The following is a 15,181-nucleotide window of genomic DNA, read 5'->3' as shown; positions in this document are numbered from 1 at the left end:
GTTCTCCCTTTACTCGTTGGCGTCAGGCGGCGTGGGTCCGCACGCAGTGGCGCATGAATTCATCCAGCAGTGCGTCATCGCCCTCGCCCCGTGGCAGCTGCGGCGCTTCACCGGCGCAGGCCAGCTGGGCTTCGATGAAGGCGTGCAACACCTCGCGGCGAGGGCCGTAGGTGGCCTCGGTACCCGCACGCTTGAGCTGCAGCAGCGCGTGTGTTTCCTCCAACAGCGCAGCGTCGTCCAGGGTCACCAGCAGGTCCTCGAAGGGCATCGGCGGGCGGCCGCGGCCCTGGTCGAGCCAGCGTACCGCCAGGAGCGGGCGCAGGACGTAGAGGTACTTCTTGAAACGCACGGTCTCGTCTTGCAGGTAGCCCCGGAAGTTCTTCTTGGCCATGGACAGGTAATGGTGACGCACGGCGCGGGGCGACCAGAAGGCTTCGGCCAGTTCACGCAGGCGTGCGCTGGCGGTCTCGTCCTGGCGGTACACCAGAGGCGAGTCGAGCCATTCCAGCAACGTGGGGTTGGAGTTGCGCAGCAGGCGCAGGGCCTTGCGCAGTTCCCAGCCGCTGACGTCCAGCTCGTCGTCCAGCGGGCGCTCGATCACGTCGCGCGGCTCACGCACCTGCAGGTACCAGTCGGGTTGCTCGACGTAGACGAAGCGCACGTCGTAGTCGCTGTCGCTGGAGGCGAAGCCCCAGGCGCGGCTGCCGGATTCGCAGGCGTAGAGCACGGTGACGTTGCGCTCGCGTTCGACCCGGTGCAGTTCCTCCAGCACCCGCCCGCGCATGGCGGCGGGGAGGGGATGGCGGTGGTCGCTGGTCATTTCGTTGGTTCCTTTACTGCTTCAATCGGTGGCGCTGGCGGCCAGCGCGCTGAGTGTTCGTCGTCTCGGGTTGTACAGGGTGAGGCACCAGATGCCCCACCATTCCTTGCCGTCATCGAAGTAGCTGCTCCAGGCGCTGCGCTGGGGTTCGTCGTCGGCGTTGCCGACCCAGTCCAGCACCTGCAGCCCTTCGCCTGCATGCAGCCGCAGGACCTCGCGCCATTCGCGGAAGTCCTCCACCTGCAGCGTGCTGCCATAGGGCGGGCCGACCAGGGCCCGGTACAGCGGCCCATCGTCCCGCGCCAGGTCCTCGATGCGCTCGGTATCCAGGGCCTGCGGGCGGGCCCGATCCAGGTCGGGGATCAGCTCCGGCCAGGGTTTATTGGCGTACTGCGGGTGTTCTTCCAGCAGCTTGCGGCGCCATGCCTGGGAGCGTTCGCGAATGCCTTCGAACAGCACCCGCAGCGCATCCTTGTGCTCGGCCTCGCCGGGGCGGGCGGTGGCATCCAGGCCCAGCACGACGAAGTCGAAGACGCTGCCGGCTTCGTCGAGGCGGGCCTGGAGCTCCGTCACCCGCCGGCTTTCCAGTTTCTGCAGCATGATTCCCTCTTCACAGTGTCTTGAAAAACGTCGGCGAGGCAGCCAGCGCAAGGCAAAAGCAGGCGAAAAAGCGGAGTTTACGAGCCGTAAATGAGCATTTTTAGCCTGCTTTTAACGCAGCGATGGCAACGCAGGTAGTTTTTCCGCTACCCCTTTACGCACACCACCTGCCGCAGTGTGTGCACCACTTCCACCAGCTCGCGCTGGGCATGCATCACGGCGTCGATATCCTTGTAGGCCATGGGGATTTCGTCGATCACGTCTTCGTCCTTGCGGCATTCCACATGGGCGGTGGCGCGGATCTGGTCTTCCACGGTGAACAGTTTCTTCGCCTTGGTACGGCTCATGGTGCGACCGGCACCGTGGCTGCAGGAGCAGAACGCTTCTTCGTTACCCAGGCCGCGCACGATGAAGCTGCGCGCACCCATGGAGCCCGGGATGATCCCCAGCTGGCCCTTCTGTGCCGATACCGCACCCTTGCGGGTTACCAGGACCTCCTGGCCGAAGTGCTGCTCCTTCTGCACGTAGTTGTGGTGGCAGTTCACTGCCTCCAGGTTGGCCTCGAAGGGCTTGGTGATCACCTGGCGCGCGGCGGCTATCACGGCATGCATCATCATCGCGCGGTTCTGCTTGGCGAAATCCTGGGCCCAGCTCACGGCTTCCACGTAGTCGTCGAAGTGCTCGCTGCCTTCTTCGAAATAGGCCAGGTCACGGTCCGGCAGGTTGGCGATGTGCTGGCGCATATCGGCCTGAGCCAGTTCGATGAACAGGTTGCCGATGGCGTTACCTACACCGCGCGATCCGCTGTGGAGCATGAACCAGACGCGCTGTGCTTCGTCCAGGCAGACCTCGATGAAGTGGTTACCGGTTCCCAGGGTTCCCAGGTGCTTGCGGTTGTTGGTCTTCTCCAGGCGCGGGTACTTGTCGGTGATCACCTTGAAGCGCCCGGCCAGGGCCGACCAGGCGTGGTCCGCCAGTTCCGGCACGTCTTCCCAGGCGCCTTTGTCTCGACCACCGCGGGACACGCTACGCCCGTGGGGCACGGCTCTTTCGATGGCGCTTCGCAGGCCGGCCAGGTTATCCGGCAGGTCGGAGGCGGTCAGCGAGGTGCGCGCGGCGATCATTCCGCAACCGATGTCCACGCCCACGGCGGCCGGGATGATGGCGCCGACGGTGGGGATCACGCTGCCGATGGTCGACCCCTTACCCAGGTGCACGTCCGGCATCACGGCCAGGTGCTTGAAGATGAAGGGCATCTGCGCGGTGTTCATCAGCTGCTTGCGCGCGTCGTCCTCCACCGGTACGCCCTGGGTCCAGAGCTTGATCGGTTTGCCGTTGGCGACTTCCAGCAGTTGGAAGGTTTCGTTGCTCATGTCGTTACTCACTTCTATTGCGTTGCGTCCTGGCCGGGAACGGGTTGTACCCGGCCATCGCGAATTCGTTTGTTCAGTCGGCAGGCGCGGCAACGTGTCGCCGTGGAAAACACCTGTCCTTTGCAGTCCTCGTACCACCACTTCTGCTGGGCGGCCGTCCAGGTCTGCTCGATACCGCAATCGTGGCACCTGAAATCCAGGTCCTCGTACCAGCCGCGATGGACGAAATCCGGGTCGCCGTAGCTGTTGTAGGGCGCGAGATTGGCCCGGTTGACCGGAAAGCTGCCGGGCGGCGGTTTCTGGCCTGTGGGCCGTCTGGCCGACTCGGCCTTCCATGCCTTGCGTCGCTCACGTGCCTCGCGGATTTCCCGGCGGCGTTGCTTGTTGCTCTTCACGCAACCCTCTCCTTCGCCGGGCAGGCCTTGCTCAGGCCTGCTTCAGCGTTACCAGTCCATTCAATACCTGATCCAGGCCACCGAATACCGAGATGCGGTCGATTCGTTCAGCCACCCGCTCCAGGGTTTCCAGCTCCTTGAGGCGCAGGGCGGTGGGGTTGTCTTCCATCACCTTGGCCGTGTTCAGCAGCGAGCGAGTCGCCGAGGTCTCTTCGCGGCGGCGGATCACGTTGGCCTGCGCGGCCTTCTCGGCCTCCACCACCTGGGCCAGCAGGGTCTTCATCTCGCCGGGCAGGATGATGTCGCGCACGCCCAGGCCGCTGACTTCGATGCCGGTGCCGGCCATGCGCTCCTTCAAGTAGGCGCCGACGGATTCGTCGATCACCTGCTTGTTCTCCAGCAGTTCGTCCAGCGAGCGTGTTCCCACCGCCGCCCGCAAGCCGAATTGCAGCTCGCGATACAGGTGCTCCAGCGGCTTGGAAAGCTGCGAGAAGGCCATCAGCACATCGCTGTAACGCCAGTTGGCGGCCAGGTTCAGGCGCAGGCTCACCTTGTCGCGGGTGAGGATCTCCTGGCCGCTGACTTCCAGTGCCTGGGTGCGCATATCGATCAGTTCCACGTTCACCTGGCGGTTGTAGCGCCAGAAGCCATGCTGGCCCGCCGGCAGCAGTTCGATCACCGCACCGTCGACCTTGAGCACGCCGACCTGGTAGGCCGGTACCTGTGCCACCAGGATCGCTTCTACGCCGATCACGCTGCGGCCCCGCAGATTGCCCTGTAGCTGTTGCAGCAGTGCCGTTGCCACGCGGTAGTCCTGGCTCAGGTCGATGCGCTCCAGGCGCTGCTCGGTCTGGCCCTTCCAGTACAGCCGACGGCTACCCGGAGCGAGGATCTCCACCAGAACGCCGTCCTCGTAACGCAGGCCCGCTTCGTTCTCGGCAAGGTCCATGCGGGTGAAGTAGCGTTCCACCAACTCGGGCTCGGACTGGCGCAGGTAGCCAGCCAGGCGGTGCTCGAACTGGGGGGTATTCAGGCTGAAGGTTTCCACGCTCAGGCGGTTGCCCAGGTCCAGATGGCGATAGATGCCCGGCTCGAGGAGCGCCAGGAGGTCGCCTTCGGAGTACAGCAGGCCACGTTCGTTTTTCTTCACGTTGAATCGCTTCAGCAGTTTCATTCGTCTCTTCCTTCTTCATCTTGTCCGGGGTGCCGGTGCTGGCCGGCCCGCCGAGTGGCGAGGAGGGAGCCTGCGAGAGGCAGGCGCTGTGGACTTCCGGTCCTTCTCGGCCGATTCCTTCGGCCAGCGCCTGACGTGTCGCAAGCCCGTTCCTCGTACCAGGCGAGCCGGCGGTGGCTTCGGGTCCCTGGCGGTTTCGACCATCCTGGCCGCTTTGCGCCTATCCCTTCGCCGCACCGGCGGGGGTGTTGCTTCCATTGAGTAGCTGCCGTGAGGGGCAGTGTTCGAACGGGACTCGAACCCGCGTCAGGCCATCCGAGAATGGCTGCTCTACCAGACTGAGCTATCGAACGGCGCGGGCAGGATTCGAACCTGCGACGGCTCCCTCGGAGGGGAGTGCTCTACCGGCCTGAGCTACCGCGCCATCGACCTTCGCTGCTGCAGCGGCATGCACGAAGCCGACACCAGGGGTGGGCTCGGGCACCGGCGGGATTGGAATCCCTGCCCGTGGGCTGCATCAGCGATGCGGTCGAGAGGGATATAGCGAGCGGCGTGCCAGTTTCGTTTTCGTGGCTCGAATTAGTTTTTAAATCATTGATTTATAAATAATTAATTTCTATGCGCGCTGAATCCAAGGTTATTCATGGCGGCAGTCGTCATGGATATTCATATTCATGGATATACGGATTTATATTTTTGGATAAACTCGCCGTCACTGACGCGCCCTCGACAAGGACATGCCAATGCGCTTTTCACTTTTTCTCGTCTTCAGCCTGTTTGCCGGCCTGGCCCAGGCGGTGCCGCTGCCCGAGGTGCACGAGGGCGACATCATCTTCCACCAGTCGCGCTCGGCGCAGAGCCTGGCGGTGCAGCAGGCCACCCGCTCGCGCTACAGCCACATGGGGCTGGTGCTGGCGCGCAACGGGACGCTGCAGGTGTTCGAGGCGGGGGCGAAGGTGCAGTACGTGCCGCTGCAGCACTGGATCGCCCGGGGCGAGGGCGGGCACTACGTGATCAAGCGGCTGGCCCGTGCCGATGAGCTGCTGACCCCTCACGTGCTGGTGCAGATGCGCCAGCTGGCGGAAAGCATGCGCGGGCGTCGCTATGACCTGGCCTTCGAGTGGAATGACCAGCGCCTGTATTGCTCGGAGCTGGTGTGGAAACTCTACGAGCGCAGCCTCGGCCTGCGCCTGGGCGAGTTGCAACGCATCCGCGATTTCGACCTGAGTTCGCCGGTGGTGAAGGCGAAGATGCGCGAGCGCTACGGCCAGGCCATCCCGCTGGACGAGACCGTGGTATCACCGGTGGCGATCTTCGAGTCGCCCCTGCTGATCACCGTGGCGGAGCACTGAGCATGGCGCGCAAGACCGTCGCCATCGGCTTTATCGGCGCCACCCTGGACCGCATGGGCAAGGGCGCCGAGCGCTGGAACAAGTGGCGCCCCAGCGTCGGCCTTTGCCAGCAACCGGACCTGCTGCTGGACCGCCTGGAGCTGATCCACGGCAGCGACGCCCGCGACCTGGGGCTGGCCCAGCGCATCAAGGGCGATGTGGAGCAGGTGTCGCCGCAGACCGAGGTGGTGCTGCACGAGATGCCGCTGCACAACCCCTGGGACTTCGAGGAGGTGTATGCGGCGCTGCACGACTTCGCCAGCGCCTACCGCTTCGATACCGAACACGAGGATTACCTGGTGCACATCACCACCGGGACCCACGTGGCGCAGATCTGCTGGTTCCTGCTCACCGAGGCGCGTTACCTGCCGGCGCGCCTGGTGCAGACCTCGCCGGCACGCCGCCGCGACGAGGATCGCCACGCCATCGGCACCCACTCGCTGATCGACCTCGACCTGTCGCGCTACGACCATATCGCCTCGCGCTTTCAGCGCGAGATGCTGGAGAGCCTGGCGCTGCTGAAATCCGGCATCGCCACGCGCAACGCGGCGTTCAACCGCAGCATCGAGCAGATCGAACGGGTGGCGCTGCGTTCCCGCGCGCCCATGCTGCTGGTGGGGCCGACCGGGGCGGGCAAGTCGTTCCTGGCGCGGCGCATCTTCGAGCTGAAGGATGCGCGCCACCAGATCAAGGGCCGCTTCGTCGAGGTGAACTGCGCGACCCTGCGCGGCGACGGCGCGATGTCGGCGCTGTTCGGCCATATCAAGGGCGCCTTCACCGGCGCGCAGAACGCCCGTGACGGCCTGCTGCGCGCGGCGGACGGCGGCATGCTGTTCCTCGACGAGATCGGCGAACTGGGCCTCGACGAGCAGGCCATGCTGCTCAAGGCCATCGAGGAGAAACGCTTCTTCCCCATGGGCTCGGACCGCGAGGTGGAAAGCGATTTCCTGCTGATCGCCGGCACCCACCGCGATCTGCGCACGCGGGTGACCGAGGGGCTGTTCCGTGAAGACCTCTATGCGCGCATCAACCTCTGGACCTTCGAACTGCCGGGCCTGGCCGGGCGCCGCGAGGACATCGAGCCGAACATCGATTTCGAACTGGAACGCCACGCCCGCGAGCAGGGGCGCATGGTGCGTTTCAACGTCGAGGCGCGACGCCGCTACCTGGCCTTCGCCTGTTCGGGGGAAGCGCGCTGGGCGGGCAACTTCCGCGAGCTGTCGGCCTCGATCACGCGCATGGCGACCCTGGCCGACAGCGGCCGCATCGACGAGGCGCTGGTGCAGGAGGAGATCGACCGCCTGCGCTACGCCTGGGGCGCCCAGGGGCAGGCGGATGATGGCCTGGCGGCGCTGCTCGGCGAGCGGGTGGTGGAGCTGGACCGATTCGACCGCCTGCAGCTGGCGGCGGTGGTCGCGGTGTGCCGCGAGGCGAGCAGCCTGTCCGAGGCGGGACGGCTGCTCTATGACGTCTCGCGTCAGGCCAAGGCGCAGCCCAATGATGCCGACCGGCTGCGCAAGTACCTGGCGCGGTTCGGCCTGGAGTGGAAGGACCTGGCCGCCGGGTAGAGGCCGTGGCGTGAGCCGGGTGGCAGCCCAGGCCGCCGGGCTCGGCTATCCTGTGCGCCTTTCGAACGTGCCGAGCAAGGACCGCCCATGAACCTCCCTCACTCCGTCGAGCAACTGCGCGAGCGCTGCGCGGCGGGAGAATCCTTCGATTATTTGTACTTCTGGGGCCACAGCAGCGCCCCCGGTGCACCGCTGGGCAAGGCCTGTTTCAGCCAGTGGTTCAAGTCGCCCTTCACCCTGGATGGCGTGCGCTATGCCACCGCCGAGCACTGGATGATGGCCGGCAAGGCGCGCCTGTTCGGGGATGAGCAGGCGCTGGAGCGCATCCTCGCCGCCCGTACGCCGGCCGATGCCAAGGCGCTCGGTCGCGAGGTCCGTGGTTTCGATGACGCCCGCTGGCGGACGCACAGCTTCGACCTGGTGGTGGAAGGCAATCTCGGCAAGTTCGAGCAGAACCCCGACATGCAACGGGTGCTGCTGGGCACCGGCACCAAGGTGCTGGTGGAGGCCAGCCCGGTGGACCCGGTCTGGGGCATCGGCCTGGCCGAGGCGGACGCGGCGGCGCGTGAGCCCGCTACCTGGCGTGGCCTCAACCTGCTGGGCTTCGCCCTGATGCAGGTGCGCGAGCGACTGGGAGGGCAGGCCTGATGTTCACCGACGACGAACTGCAACGCCTGCGCCGGCACGGATTGGTGCCTTTCGCCAGGCGCATCATCCACGAGGCCCGGCCGCCGATCACCGATGCCGAGCTGGCCGAGGTGGAGCGGCGCCTGGGGCGTCCGCTGCCACCGACCCTGGTGCGGTTGTGGCGTGTCGCCTTCGGTGGCCGCCTCGATTACGACTTCCAGGTGGATTACCAGGGCCACCTGCATCCCTTCTCCCTGAGCGAGCTGTTCTTCCCTGGCAGTGACGGTTACCACGACCTGTGGGGCTGGGTCGAGCACGAGGAGGAGGGCGCTCGGGAGTTCGCCGAGGACGAGGGCCGCGACTGGGATGGGCGCCTGGCGTTCCTGCCCGTGGGCGGCTTCGAGTACCTGGAGCGCATCTATGTCCGCATCGAGCCGGGTGACAATTTCGGCGCTGTCTATGCCTGGAGCAAGGGGCTGCCGCCGGCCTGGCCCATGCGCCTGCACGAGGACTCCTTCGCCCGCGTGGCGGACGATCTGGAGGGGCTGTTCGCCCAACTGGTGTATTACAGCGACCCCTTTGCCGAGGGCGCCGACGGCACCGGCCTGGAGCTGGACGAGGCTCTGGACCCGTTGGCCGCCGAGGATGCCGGGTTGGCGCAGCGGCTGCGGGCGGGGATGAGTGCCCAGGTGCAGGACTGGCGCAGTGCGCTGGAAGACGGCCGGCTACTGGCCGAGCCGGCCTTGCAGCGCCTGGCCCTGGAGCACGCTGTGGAGGCCGGTGACGAAGCGCTGCTGGTGCGTCTGGCCGATGCAGGTGTGGACCTTGGGCAACTGATCCGCGGCGGGGCGAATGCGCCGGTGTACGCCCGCCTGCTCAAGCGCGAGGCCGTGGTGGCCTGGTTCGCTGGGCGCGGCATCGCCGAGCGCTACCTCGATCAGTAGTGGTACCAGCGCAGCTGCAGCATCACTTCGTTGTCATTGCCGCCGAGCTGGCTGAAGGAGCGCTCGGCGGAGAGGCGCAGGCCCAGGTCCGGGCTCAGCTCCCATTGCTGGTTGAGTGACAGGCGCCGGCGCACCTCGCCGTTGTGGAAGTAATCGCCGGCCGCTTCCAGGCTGAGGTTGCCCAGTGCGTTGCGCCAGAGCAGCCCGGTATCGAAGCCGCCGGCCCCGGCGACGAAGGCGCCGAAATCCGGGTTGTGCTCCACCCGGGCGGTGGCCAGGGCGTAGTAGAGGGCGTCGTCCCCCAGCTGCCAGCTGCCGCCCACGCCGCCGTTGAGGTGGCTCACCAGGGTTTCGTCACCGTCCTTGCCGGGCACCCGTTCCAGGCCGCCGGCCACCTGCCAGGACCAGGGCTGCAGCAGCTGAGTGCGCGGGGTCAGCGAGCGGATGGTGGCGAAGTCCAGTTGCTGCAGCTGCCAGTGGTTCTGCTCGTACTGGCGCAGCTTGAGCTGGAGGATTTCGATCTGCGCGCCGAGGGGGAAGCCGGCGAGGTTGTCGTTGAGATCGTGGTAGGCCATGCGCAGGCCGTATTCGGCGTAGGCGCGGTCTTCACGGCTGCCGACGCCCAGTTGCCAGGTGCGTGACTCGTGGCCTTCCTCGGGCAGCGCCGGGCGTTCGGCCTGCAGCGGGGGCGGCGGGTTCTGGTTGATCGCCCGCAGCAGTTGGAAGCTGCGCTGCGCACGGGCGCCGCTGCGCTCCTCGCCGGTGGAGCGGTAGCGCTCCAGGCGGAAGGCGGCGTCCTGGATCAGCGCGCGGCGCGGGGCGGGCAGGGCGCGGAAGGCCGGGTCGTCCAGCAGGCCTTCATCCTCCGCCAGGCGCAGGACCCAGTCCTGCTCGTCGCCATCCAGTGGCGCGGCACGGGCCATCAGTTCCTTTTCCCGCGAGGGGCGGTAGTCGATCTGCTCCACCAGCCCGGCGTCCTTGATGGCGCGCACGGTGTCGGTGGGGATGGCGGTGAGCGGGAACTGCTCGGTGAGCTCGATACCGGGGCGGGCGATCTCCAGCAGCTCCAGCAGGCGGTAGGAGCAGTTCTCGTCGAAGAAGAAGTAGTCGAAGCGCACCTGGCGCAGCTCCCACACGTGCTCGACCATGCGCCCGGTTTCCTCGGGCGTGAGGTTGAGGCGGTACTCCCACAGGTCGCGGTTTTCCAGGCGGCTGTATTCCTTGAGCTTGTCGCGGTACGGCACCAGGGCGAAGAGGCCGGGGTAGCCGCCCATCAGGCCCTTCCAGGCATAGAGGATGCTGTTGTCCGCGCCTTCGATGAAGGCACCGAAGTTGAGCGCATAACTGAGCAGGGCGGAGTTGTTCTCCTGCACGTCGGGCTGGTCGATGCGCAGCAGGGTGTGGCCGAACATGGACGAGGGGCTGTTGAGGTACGCCGCGGGGAAGATCAGCACCGTGCTGTGGGGGTTGATGTCGCGGTACCAGGTGGCGAATTCGCTGCAGGCCGGCGCCGGCAGCCCGGTCAGCTGCAGGCGCTCGCGCAGCCAGCGGGTGCGCGCCGGGTAGAGGCATTGCGGGTGGCGGTCACCGAGGCTGGCGTCCTGGTAGAGGGCGTCCACCGTGGCAGCGAGCTCGGCGGCGGGGTCGCTGTCGCCGTTTTCGGCGAAGAAGAAGCGTTCGTCGTCGACGTAGCTGCGCCAGCCGCCGAGCTTGCCGGTTTCGTAATGGCCGAGGGCGATCCAGTAGGGGTCTTTCGCCAGGCGCTGCAGGGTTTGCTGGGGAATGGCGGGGGCCGCCATCAGGTGTGTACAGGTGCAGAGCGCCAGGAGGGAGAAGATCCGTTTCAACTGCACTGCTCGCTTTCGCCTGGGGAGGGGATGGGCGAGCTTTGGCGATGCCCGGGGTGGGTGTCAAGCAAGGCCAGAATGCACGATTGCGCAAGCCTTCCGATGCATTTGCGAAGCGCCTCGCGCCGCGCTCCGCTGAGGTCGGAACGCCTTGCAACGTGGACAAAGGCGGCGCCAGAATGCGGCCATTGCTTCCGCGTCGCCAATAAGGATTTCCGATGCCCGATCCCCTCGCCGCTTCCCTGCGCCTGGCGCCCGATGCGCTCACCCGCCCCTTCGATCCCAAGCAGTTCGCCTTCGCCACCACCGACGACCTCGAACCTTTCCGCGGCGTGCTCGGCCAGGAGCGCGCGGTGGAAGCCCTGCAGTTCGGCGTCGCCATGCCGCGCCCGGGCTACAACGTTTATGTGATGGGCGAGCCGGGTACCGGTCGTTTCTCCTTCGTGCAGCGCTACCTCAAGGCTGAGGGCAAACGCCTGGAAACGCCGATGGACTGGGTCTACGTCAACAACTTCGAGGAGCCGCGCGAGCCGCGCGCCGTGCAGTTGCCACCGGGTGAGGCGAACGCCTTCATCACCGACATCGGCCAGCTTGTGGATAACCTGCTGGCGACCTTCCCGGCGGTGTTCGAGACGCCCACGTTCCAGCAGAAGAAGAGCGCCATCGACCGCGCCTTCAACCAGCGTTACGACCGTGCCCTGGATGTGATCGAGCGCCTGGCGCTGGAGAGGGACGTGGCGCTCTACCGCGACAGCGCCAATATCGCCTTCACCCCGATGAAGGATGGCAAGGCGCTGGACGAGGCCGAGTTCGCCCAGCTGCCGGAAGCCGAGCGCGAACGCTTCCACGAGGACATCTCCAGTCTGGAGGAGCGCCTCAACGAGGAGCTGGCCAGCCTGCCGCAATGGAAGCGCGAGTCCAGCAACCAGCTGCGCCAGCTCAACGACGAGACCATCACCCAGGCCCTGCAGCCGCTGCTGTGCGTGCTCTCCGAGAAGTACGCGGAGAACGCCGGCGTGGTCGCCTACCTGCAGGCCATGCAGGTGAATCTGCTGAAGACCGTGGTCGACCAGATGCTCGACGACAAGCCGGACCTGCAGCGCCGCGAGATGCTCGAGGAGCAGTACTGCCCGAGCCTGGTGGTGGGCCACCCGGCCAGCGGCGGCGCGCCGGTGGTGTTCGAGTCGCACCCGACCTACGACAACCTGTTCGGCCGCATCGAGTACGGCACCGACCAGGGCGCCCTCTATACCAGCTACCGGCAGTTGCGCCCGGGTGCCCTGCACCGCGCCAACGGCGGCTTCCTGGTGCTGGAGGCGGAGAAGCTGCTGAGCGAGCCCTTCGTCTGGGATGCGCTCAAGCGCGCCCTGCATTCGCGCCAGCTGAAGATGGAATCGCCCCTGGCCGAGCTGGGCCGCCTGGCCACGGTGACCCTGACGCCCCAGGTGATCCCGCTGCAGCTGAAGGTGGTGATCATCGGTTCGCGCCAGCTGTATTACACGCTGCAGGACCTGGATCCGGACTTCCAGGAGATGTTCCGCGTGCTGGTGGACTTCGATGAGGAGATCCCGCTGTCGGAGGAAACCCTCGAACAGTTCGCCCAACTGCTCAAGACCCGCACCTCGGAAGAGGGCATGGCGCCGCTGAGCGCTGCCGCAGTGGCGCGCCTGGCCACCTACAGCGCGCGCCTGGCGGAGAACCAGAAGCGCCTCTCGGCGAAGATCGGCGACCTGTTCCAGTTGCTCAGCGAGGCGGACTTCGTGCGCCAGCTGGCCGGCGAGAAGGTGACCGACGCCGAGCACATCGAGCGTGCGCTGAAATCCAAGGCGACCCGCACCGGGCGCGTTTCGGCGCGCATCCTCGATGACATGCTGGCGGGCATCATCCTCATCGACACCGATGGTGCAGCGGTGGGCAAGTGCAACGGCCTCACGGTGCTGGAGGTGGGCGACTCGGCCTTCGGCGTGCCCGCGCGGATTTCCGCCACGGTGTACCCGGGCGGTTCGGGCATCGTCGACATCGAGCGCGAGGTCAACCTTGGCCAGCCCATTCACTCCAAGGGCGTGATGATCCTCACCGGTTACCTGGGCAGCCGTTATGCACAGGAATTCCCGCTGGAGATTTCCGCGAGCATCGCCCTGGAGCAGTCCTATGGCTATGTCGACGGCGACAGCGCTTCCCTGGGCGAGGTCTGCACCCTGATCTCGGCCCTGTCGCGCACGCCGCTGAAACAGTGCTTCGCCATCACCGGCTCGATCAACCAGTTCGGCGAGGTGCAGGCAGTCGGCGGGGTCAACGAGAAGATCGAGGGCTTCTTCCGCCTCTGCGAGGCGCGTGGCCTGACGGGCGAACAAGGCGTGATCATCCCCCAGGCCAACGTCGCCACCCTGATGCTCGACGAGCGCGTGTTGCAGGCGGTGCGTGCCGGACGCTTCCACGTCTACGCGGTGCGCCAGGCCGACGAGGCGCTGAGCCTGCTGGTGGGCGAGGCGGCGGGCAGCCCGGACGACAAGGGCCGTTTCCCCAAGGGCAGCGTCAACGCCCGGGTGGTGGAGCGCCTGCGCGAGATCGCCGAGATGGGTATGGAGGAGGAAGAGAAGCCCGATGCGGCCAAGGAAGCCGTCGCCGCGCTGGAGAAAGCGCCGGCACCGGCCAAGCCGCCGCGCAAGGGGCCGAAGAAGGAGCCCGGCAAGAAGACCCCGCCCGAGGACAAGATCCAGGGGCCGGCCTGACCAGGCGATGACCGGTCATGGCGCTTGCGGGCGTCGTGGCTGGTCAGTCATTGAGCGAAGAGGGCCGGCCCAGTGCGGCTGCCGGTCCGACAGACTTTTCACCGCTCCATCCACAGGCTTATCCACAGCTGGCGTGGATAAGGTTTCCTCACTTCCTCAGGGCTGCATGCGGGTGTAGGCTGGCCGCAGGTCTACGCGAGGAACGCCGTTATGTCCCGCAACCTCTGCCTTACCCGTCAATGCCTGGGGCTGGTTACGCGCATCGAGTGCGTCATCCTGCCACTGGCTGGAGAGAAGGGACTCTGGACGCTTATCTGCGCGGCCGGCATCTCCGGGGCGCAGCCTTCCGCGCTAAAGGCGCAGGGCCCATTCCACGGGCCTTTCGTCGCTGAATCGGTACTGTCCGCGATTGCTTCTTGCCTGGCCGAACTGGGCTACTGCGAATGCGCGGGCCCGATGATCTGGCGTATCCATGTGCAGGGTGAGTTGCGCCGGCTGAATGGCGAGCGGCGTCACAGCCTGGGCAGCTTCCTGTTCAGCCCGGAGACCTGACGGCCTTCGCGTTGAGCAGCTTTTGCGCAGCGCCCGGCGAGCCCCGGCCACACCTGCTCCGGGCCATCGTTCCCAAGACTGTTCACAGGGTTATCCACAGCTGTTGGGGATATTTCGAGGCATTACTTGCCTGTTTTTCTGTAGGAATGTGCTCGTTATACTCGCCGCCAGTTTTGATTCTGGATGCGAGGCTTCATGGAACGCTTATTGGAAAACACGATGTACGCGGCGCGTTGGCTGCTGGCGCCCATCTACTTCGGCCTGTCCCTGGCGCTGTTGGCGCTGTCGCTGAAGTTCTTCCAGGAGGTCTATCACGTCCTCCCCCATGTTTTCGAGAAAACCGAAGCCGAACTGATCCTGGTGCTGCTGTCGCTGATCGACATGTCGCTGGTGGGTGGCCTGCTGGTGATGGTGATGATCTCGGGCTACGAGAACTTCGTCTCCCAGCTGGATATCGATGAAGGCAAGGAGAAGCTCAGCTGGCTGGGCAAGATGGATTCCGGCTCGCTGAAGATGAAGGTGGCCGCGTCCATCGTGGCGATCTCGTCGATCCACCTGCTGCGGGTGTTCATGGATGCGCAGAACATCGATAACGCCAAGATCATGTGGTACGTGATACTGCACATGACCTTCGTGATCTCGGCGTTCGCCATGGGTTACCTGGACAAGATGACCAAGCACGATCACTGATCGCCTTCCTGCGCCACCATGACCGCCCGTCAGCGTCCCGCTCGTGGGCGGTCGTGTTTCTGCCCGGCGGTTTTGATCCTGTACAGAAACTGTATTTAACTTTTTCCTGTACAGACCGCCGAGGTGACGCCATGAACCTGCAGACCCTTTCCAGCGAAGCCCGTGCCGGGCATATCGAGGGGCTCGACCTCATCTCCATGGAAGGGGGCATCTATTTGCTGCAGGCGCATATCGATGGGCGCTGCCACACCCTGGACGATGGCCGTGGCCATGCGATGCAACTGCGCTCGGTGGAGCATGCGCGGGGGCTGTTACACGAGCTGCCGCGCCTGCCTTTCTATCTGGTGCATGCGTCGGTGCACGATGAGATGTGCGGCATCGCCCCCGATGGGCGCAGCGCGTTGCGGGTGCCGCTGTCGATGAGTTCCAGTCGCTGAACGGGCGGGGTGCGATGCGGGGATAGGGTGC

General features: G+C 65.9%; 14 protein-coding genes and 1 tRNA gene. 8 read left to right on the top strand and 7 right to left on the bottom strand.

Annotated elements, in window-relative coordinates:
- Positions 1 to 22 precede the first annotated feature (22 nt).
- The 6 genes from OEJ36_RS05330 to OEJ36_RS05305 all read right to left on the bottom strand — a co-directional run bounded on the left by OEJ36_RS05330 (position 23) and on the right by OEJ36_RS05305 (position 4,786).
- The gene (locus tag OEJ36_RS05330; protein WP_263400637.1) at positions 23 to 820 is read right to left on the bottom strand and encodes a nucleotidyltransferase domain-containing protein; all 798 of its coding nucleotides are present in this window, start codon (positions 818 to 820) and stop codon (positions 23 to 25) included.
- 21 nt (positions 821 to 841) lie between these two features.
- Entirely contained in the window at positions 842 to 1,420 is a 579-nt protein-coding gene (locus tag OEJ36_RS05325; RefSeq protein WP_263400636.1) for a hypothetical protein, read from the bottom strand.
- A 146-nt stretch (positions 1,421 to 1,566) separates the two neighbouring features.
- Positions 1,567 to 2,793, bottom strand: a complete 1,227-nt coding sequence (locus tag OEJ36_RS05320) for an RtcB family protein (RefSeq protein WP_021219394.1) — start codon at positions 2,791 to 2,793, stop codon at positions 1,567 to 1,569.
- Between the two features lie 14 nt (positions 2,794 to 2,807).
- Positions 2,808 to 3,188, bottom strand: coding sequence for a zinc-ribbon domain-containing protein (locus OEJ36_RS05315; RefSeq protein ID WP_263400635.1), 381 nt, complete (start codon positions 3,186 to 3,188; stop codon positions 2,808 to 2,810).
- Positions 3,189 to 3,219: 31 nt separating this feature from the next.
- Positions 3,220 to 4,362 (bottom strand): slipin family protein, encoded by a 1,143-nt coding sequence (locus OEJ36_RS05310; RefSeq protein WP_263400634.1) that lies wholly within the window; start codon positions 4,360 to 4,362, stop codon positions 3,220 to 3,222.
- Between the two features lie 351 nt (positions 4,363 to 4,713).
- Positions 4,714 to 4,786 (bottom strand) — tRNA-OTHER (locus tag OEJ36_RS05305).
- A 319-nt stretch (positions 4,787 to 5,105) separates the two neighbouring features.
- Here OEJ36_RS05305 and OEJ36_RS05300 point away from each other — a divergent pair.
- From OEJ36_RS05300 to OEJ36_RS05285, 4 genes are all read left to right on the top strand, one after another.
- Positions 5,106 to 5,714, top strand: a complete 609-nt coding sequence (locus OEJ36_RS05300; RefSeq protein WP_263400633.1) for a YiiX family permuted papain-like enzyme — start codon at positions 5,106 to 5,108, stop codon at positions 5,712 to 5,714.
- Between the two features lie 2 nt (positions 5,715 to 5,716).
- The gene (gene rtcR, locus OEJ36_RS05295) at positions 5,717 to 7,321 is read left to right on the top strand and encodes an RNA repair transcriptional activator RtcR (protein WP_263400632.1); all 1,605 of its coding nucleotides are present in this window, start codon (positions 5,717 to 5,719) and stop codon (positions 7,319 to 7,321) included.
- A gap of 87 nt (positions 7,322 to 7,408) precedes the next feature.
- Positions 7,409 to 7,969: an NADAR family protein gene (locus OEJ36_RS05290; protein WP_263400631.1), complete on the top strand. Its 561-nt coding sequence runs from the start codon at positions 7,409 to 7,411 to the stop codon at positions 7,967 to 7,969.
- Complete coding sequence (locus OEJ36_RS05285) at positions 7,969 to 8,892, top strand: SMI1/KNR4 family protein (protein WP_263400630.1); 924 nt, start codon at positions 7,969 to 7,971, stop codon at positions 8,890 to 8,892. Before OEJ36_RS05290 ends, OEJ36_RS05285 begins: the two co-directional genes overlap by 1 nt.
- On the opposite strand, the gene OEJ36_RS05280 is transcribed toward OEJ36_RS05285, so the two are convergent.
- Positions 8,886 to 10,691, bottom strand: coding sequence for a DUF4105 domain-containing protein (locus OEJ36_RS05280; protein ID WP_263400656.1), 1,806 nt, complete (start codon positions 10,689 to 10,691; stop codon positions 8,886 to 8,888). The genes OEJ36_RS05285 and OEJ36_RS05280 overlap by 7 nt on opposite strands.
- Positions 10,692 to 10,957: 266 nt before the next feature.
- Here OEJ36_RS05280 and OEJ36_RS05275 point away from each other — a divergent pair, with 266 nt between their 5' ends.
- From OEJ36_RS05275 to OEJ36_RS05260, 4 genes are all read left to right on the top strand, one after another.
- Complete coding sequence (locus OEJ36_RS05275) at positions 10,958 to 13,471, top strand: Lon protease family protein (protein ID WP_263400629.1); 2,514 nt, start codon at positions 10,958 to 10,960, stop codon at positions 13,469 to 13,471.
- Positions 13,472 to 13,681: 210 nt separating this feature from the next.
- A complete protein-coding gene (locus OEJ36_RS05270) occupies positions 13,682 to 14,023 on the top strand; it encodes a hypothetical protein (protein ID WP_263400628.1) in 342 nt (113 codons plus the stop codon).
- A 195-nt stretch (positions 14,024 to 14,218) separates the two neighbouring features.
- Positions 14,219 to 14,713 carry a TIGR00645 family protein gene (locus tag OEJ36_RS05265; RefSeq protein ID WP_031287650.1) on the top strand — a complete coding sequence of 165 codons (495 nt, stop codon included), beginning with the start codon at positions 14,219 to 14,221 and terminating at the stop codon, positions 14,711 to 14,713.
- 131 nt (positions 14,714 to 14,844) lie between these two features.
- Positions 14,845 to 15,150 carry a DUF6482 family protein gene (locus tag OEJ36_RS05260; RefSeq protein WP_263400627.1) on the top strand — a complete coding sequence of 102 codons (306 nt, stop codon included), beginning with the start codon at positions 14,845 to 14,847 and terminating at the stop codon, positions 15,148 to 15,150.
- Positions 15,151 to 15,181: the final 31 nt, after the last annotated feature.

This window comes from Pseudomonas sp. PDM13 (assembly GCF_025685765.1).
Lineage (GTDB): Bacteria > Pseudomonadota > Gammaproteobacteria > Pseudomonadales > Pseudomonadaceae > Metapseudomonas > Metapseudomonas solani.
The sequence above is the reverse complement of the archived record's forward strand: the minus strand, read 5'-3'. Positions and strand labels throughout refer to the sequence as shown.

Excerpts from the sequence above, each read along its gene's own strand:
- OEJ36_RS05265 (WP_031287650.1), top strand. The coding sequence starts at position 14,219 with ATGGAACGCTTATTGGAAAACACGATGTACGCGGCGCGTTGGCTGCTG.
- rtcR (WP_263400632.1), top strand. The coding sequence starts at position 5,717 with ATGGCGCGCAAGACCGTCGCCATCGGCTTTATCGGCGCCACCCTGGAC.
- OEJ36_RS05280 (WP_263400656.1), bottom strand. The coding sequence starts at position 10,691 with ATGGCGGCCCCCGCCATTCCCCAGCAAACCCTGCAGCGCCTGGCGAAA.
- OEJ36_RS05325 (WP_263400636.1), bottom strand. The coding sequence starts at position 1,420 with ATGCTGCAGAAACTGGAAAGCCGGCGGGTGACGGAGCTCCAGGCCCGC.
- OEJ36_RS05285 (WP_263400630.1), top strand. The coding sequence starts at position 7,969 with ATGTTCACCGACGACGAACTGCAACGCCTGCGCCGGCACGGATTGGTG.
- OEJ36_RS05330 (WP_263400637.1), bottom strand. The coding sequence starts at position 820 with ATGACCAGCGACCACCGCCATCCCCTCCCCGCCGCCATGCGCGGGCGG.
- OEJ36_RS05290 (WP_263400631.1), top strand. The coding sequence starts at position 7,409 with ATGAACCTCCCTCACTCCGTCGAGCAACTGCGCGAGCGCTGCGCGGCG.
- OEJ36_RS05300 (WP_263400633.1), top strand. The coding sequence starts at position 5,106 with ATGCGCTTTTCACTTTTTCTCGTCTTCAGCCTGTTTGCCGGCCTGGCC.
- OEJ36_RS05320 (WP_021219394.1), bottom strand. The coding sequence starts at position 2,793 with ATGAGCAACGAAACCTTCCAACTGCTGGAAGTCGCCAACGGCAAACCG.
- OEJ36_RS05275 (WP_263400629.1), top strand. The coding sequence starts at position 10,958 with ATGCCCGATCCCCTCGCCGCTTCCCTGCGCCTGGCGCCCGATGCGCTC.
- OEJ36_RS05270 (WP_263400628.1), top strand. The coding sequence starts at position 13,682 with ATGTCCCGCAACCTCTGCCTTACCCGTCAATGCCTGGGGCTGGTTACG.
- OEJ36_RS05310 (WP_263400634.1), bottom strand. The coding sequence starts at position 4,362 with ATGAAACTGCTGAAGCGATTCAACGTGAAGAAAAACGAACGTGGCCTG.
- OEJ36_RS05260 (WP_263400627.1), top strand. The coding sequence starts at position 14,845 with ATGAACCTGCAGACCCTTTCCAGCGAAGCCCGTGCCGGGCATATCGAG.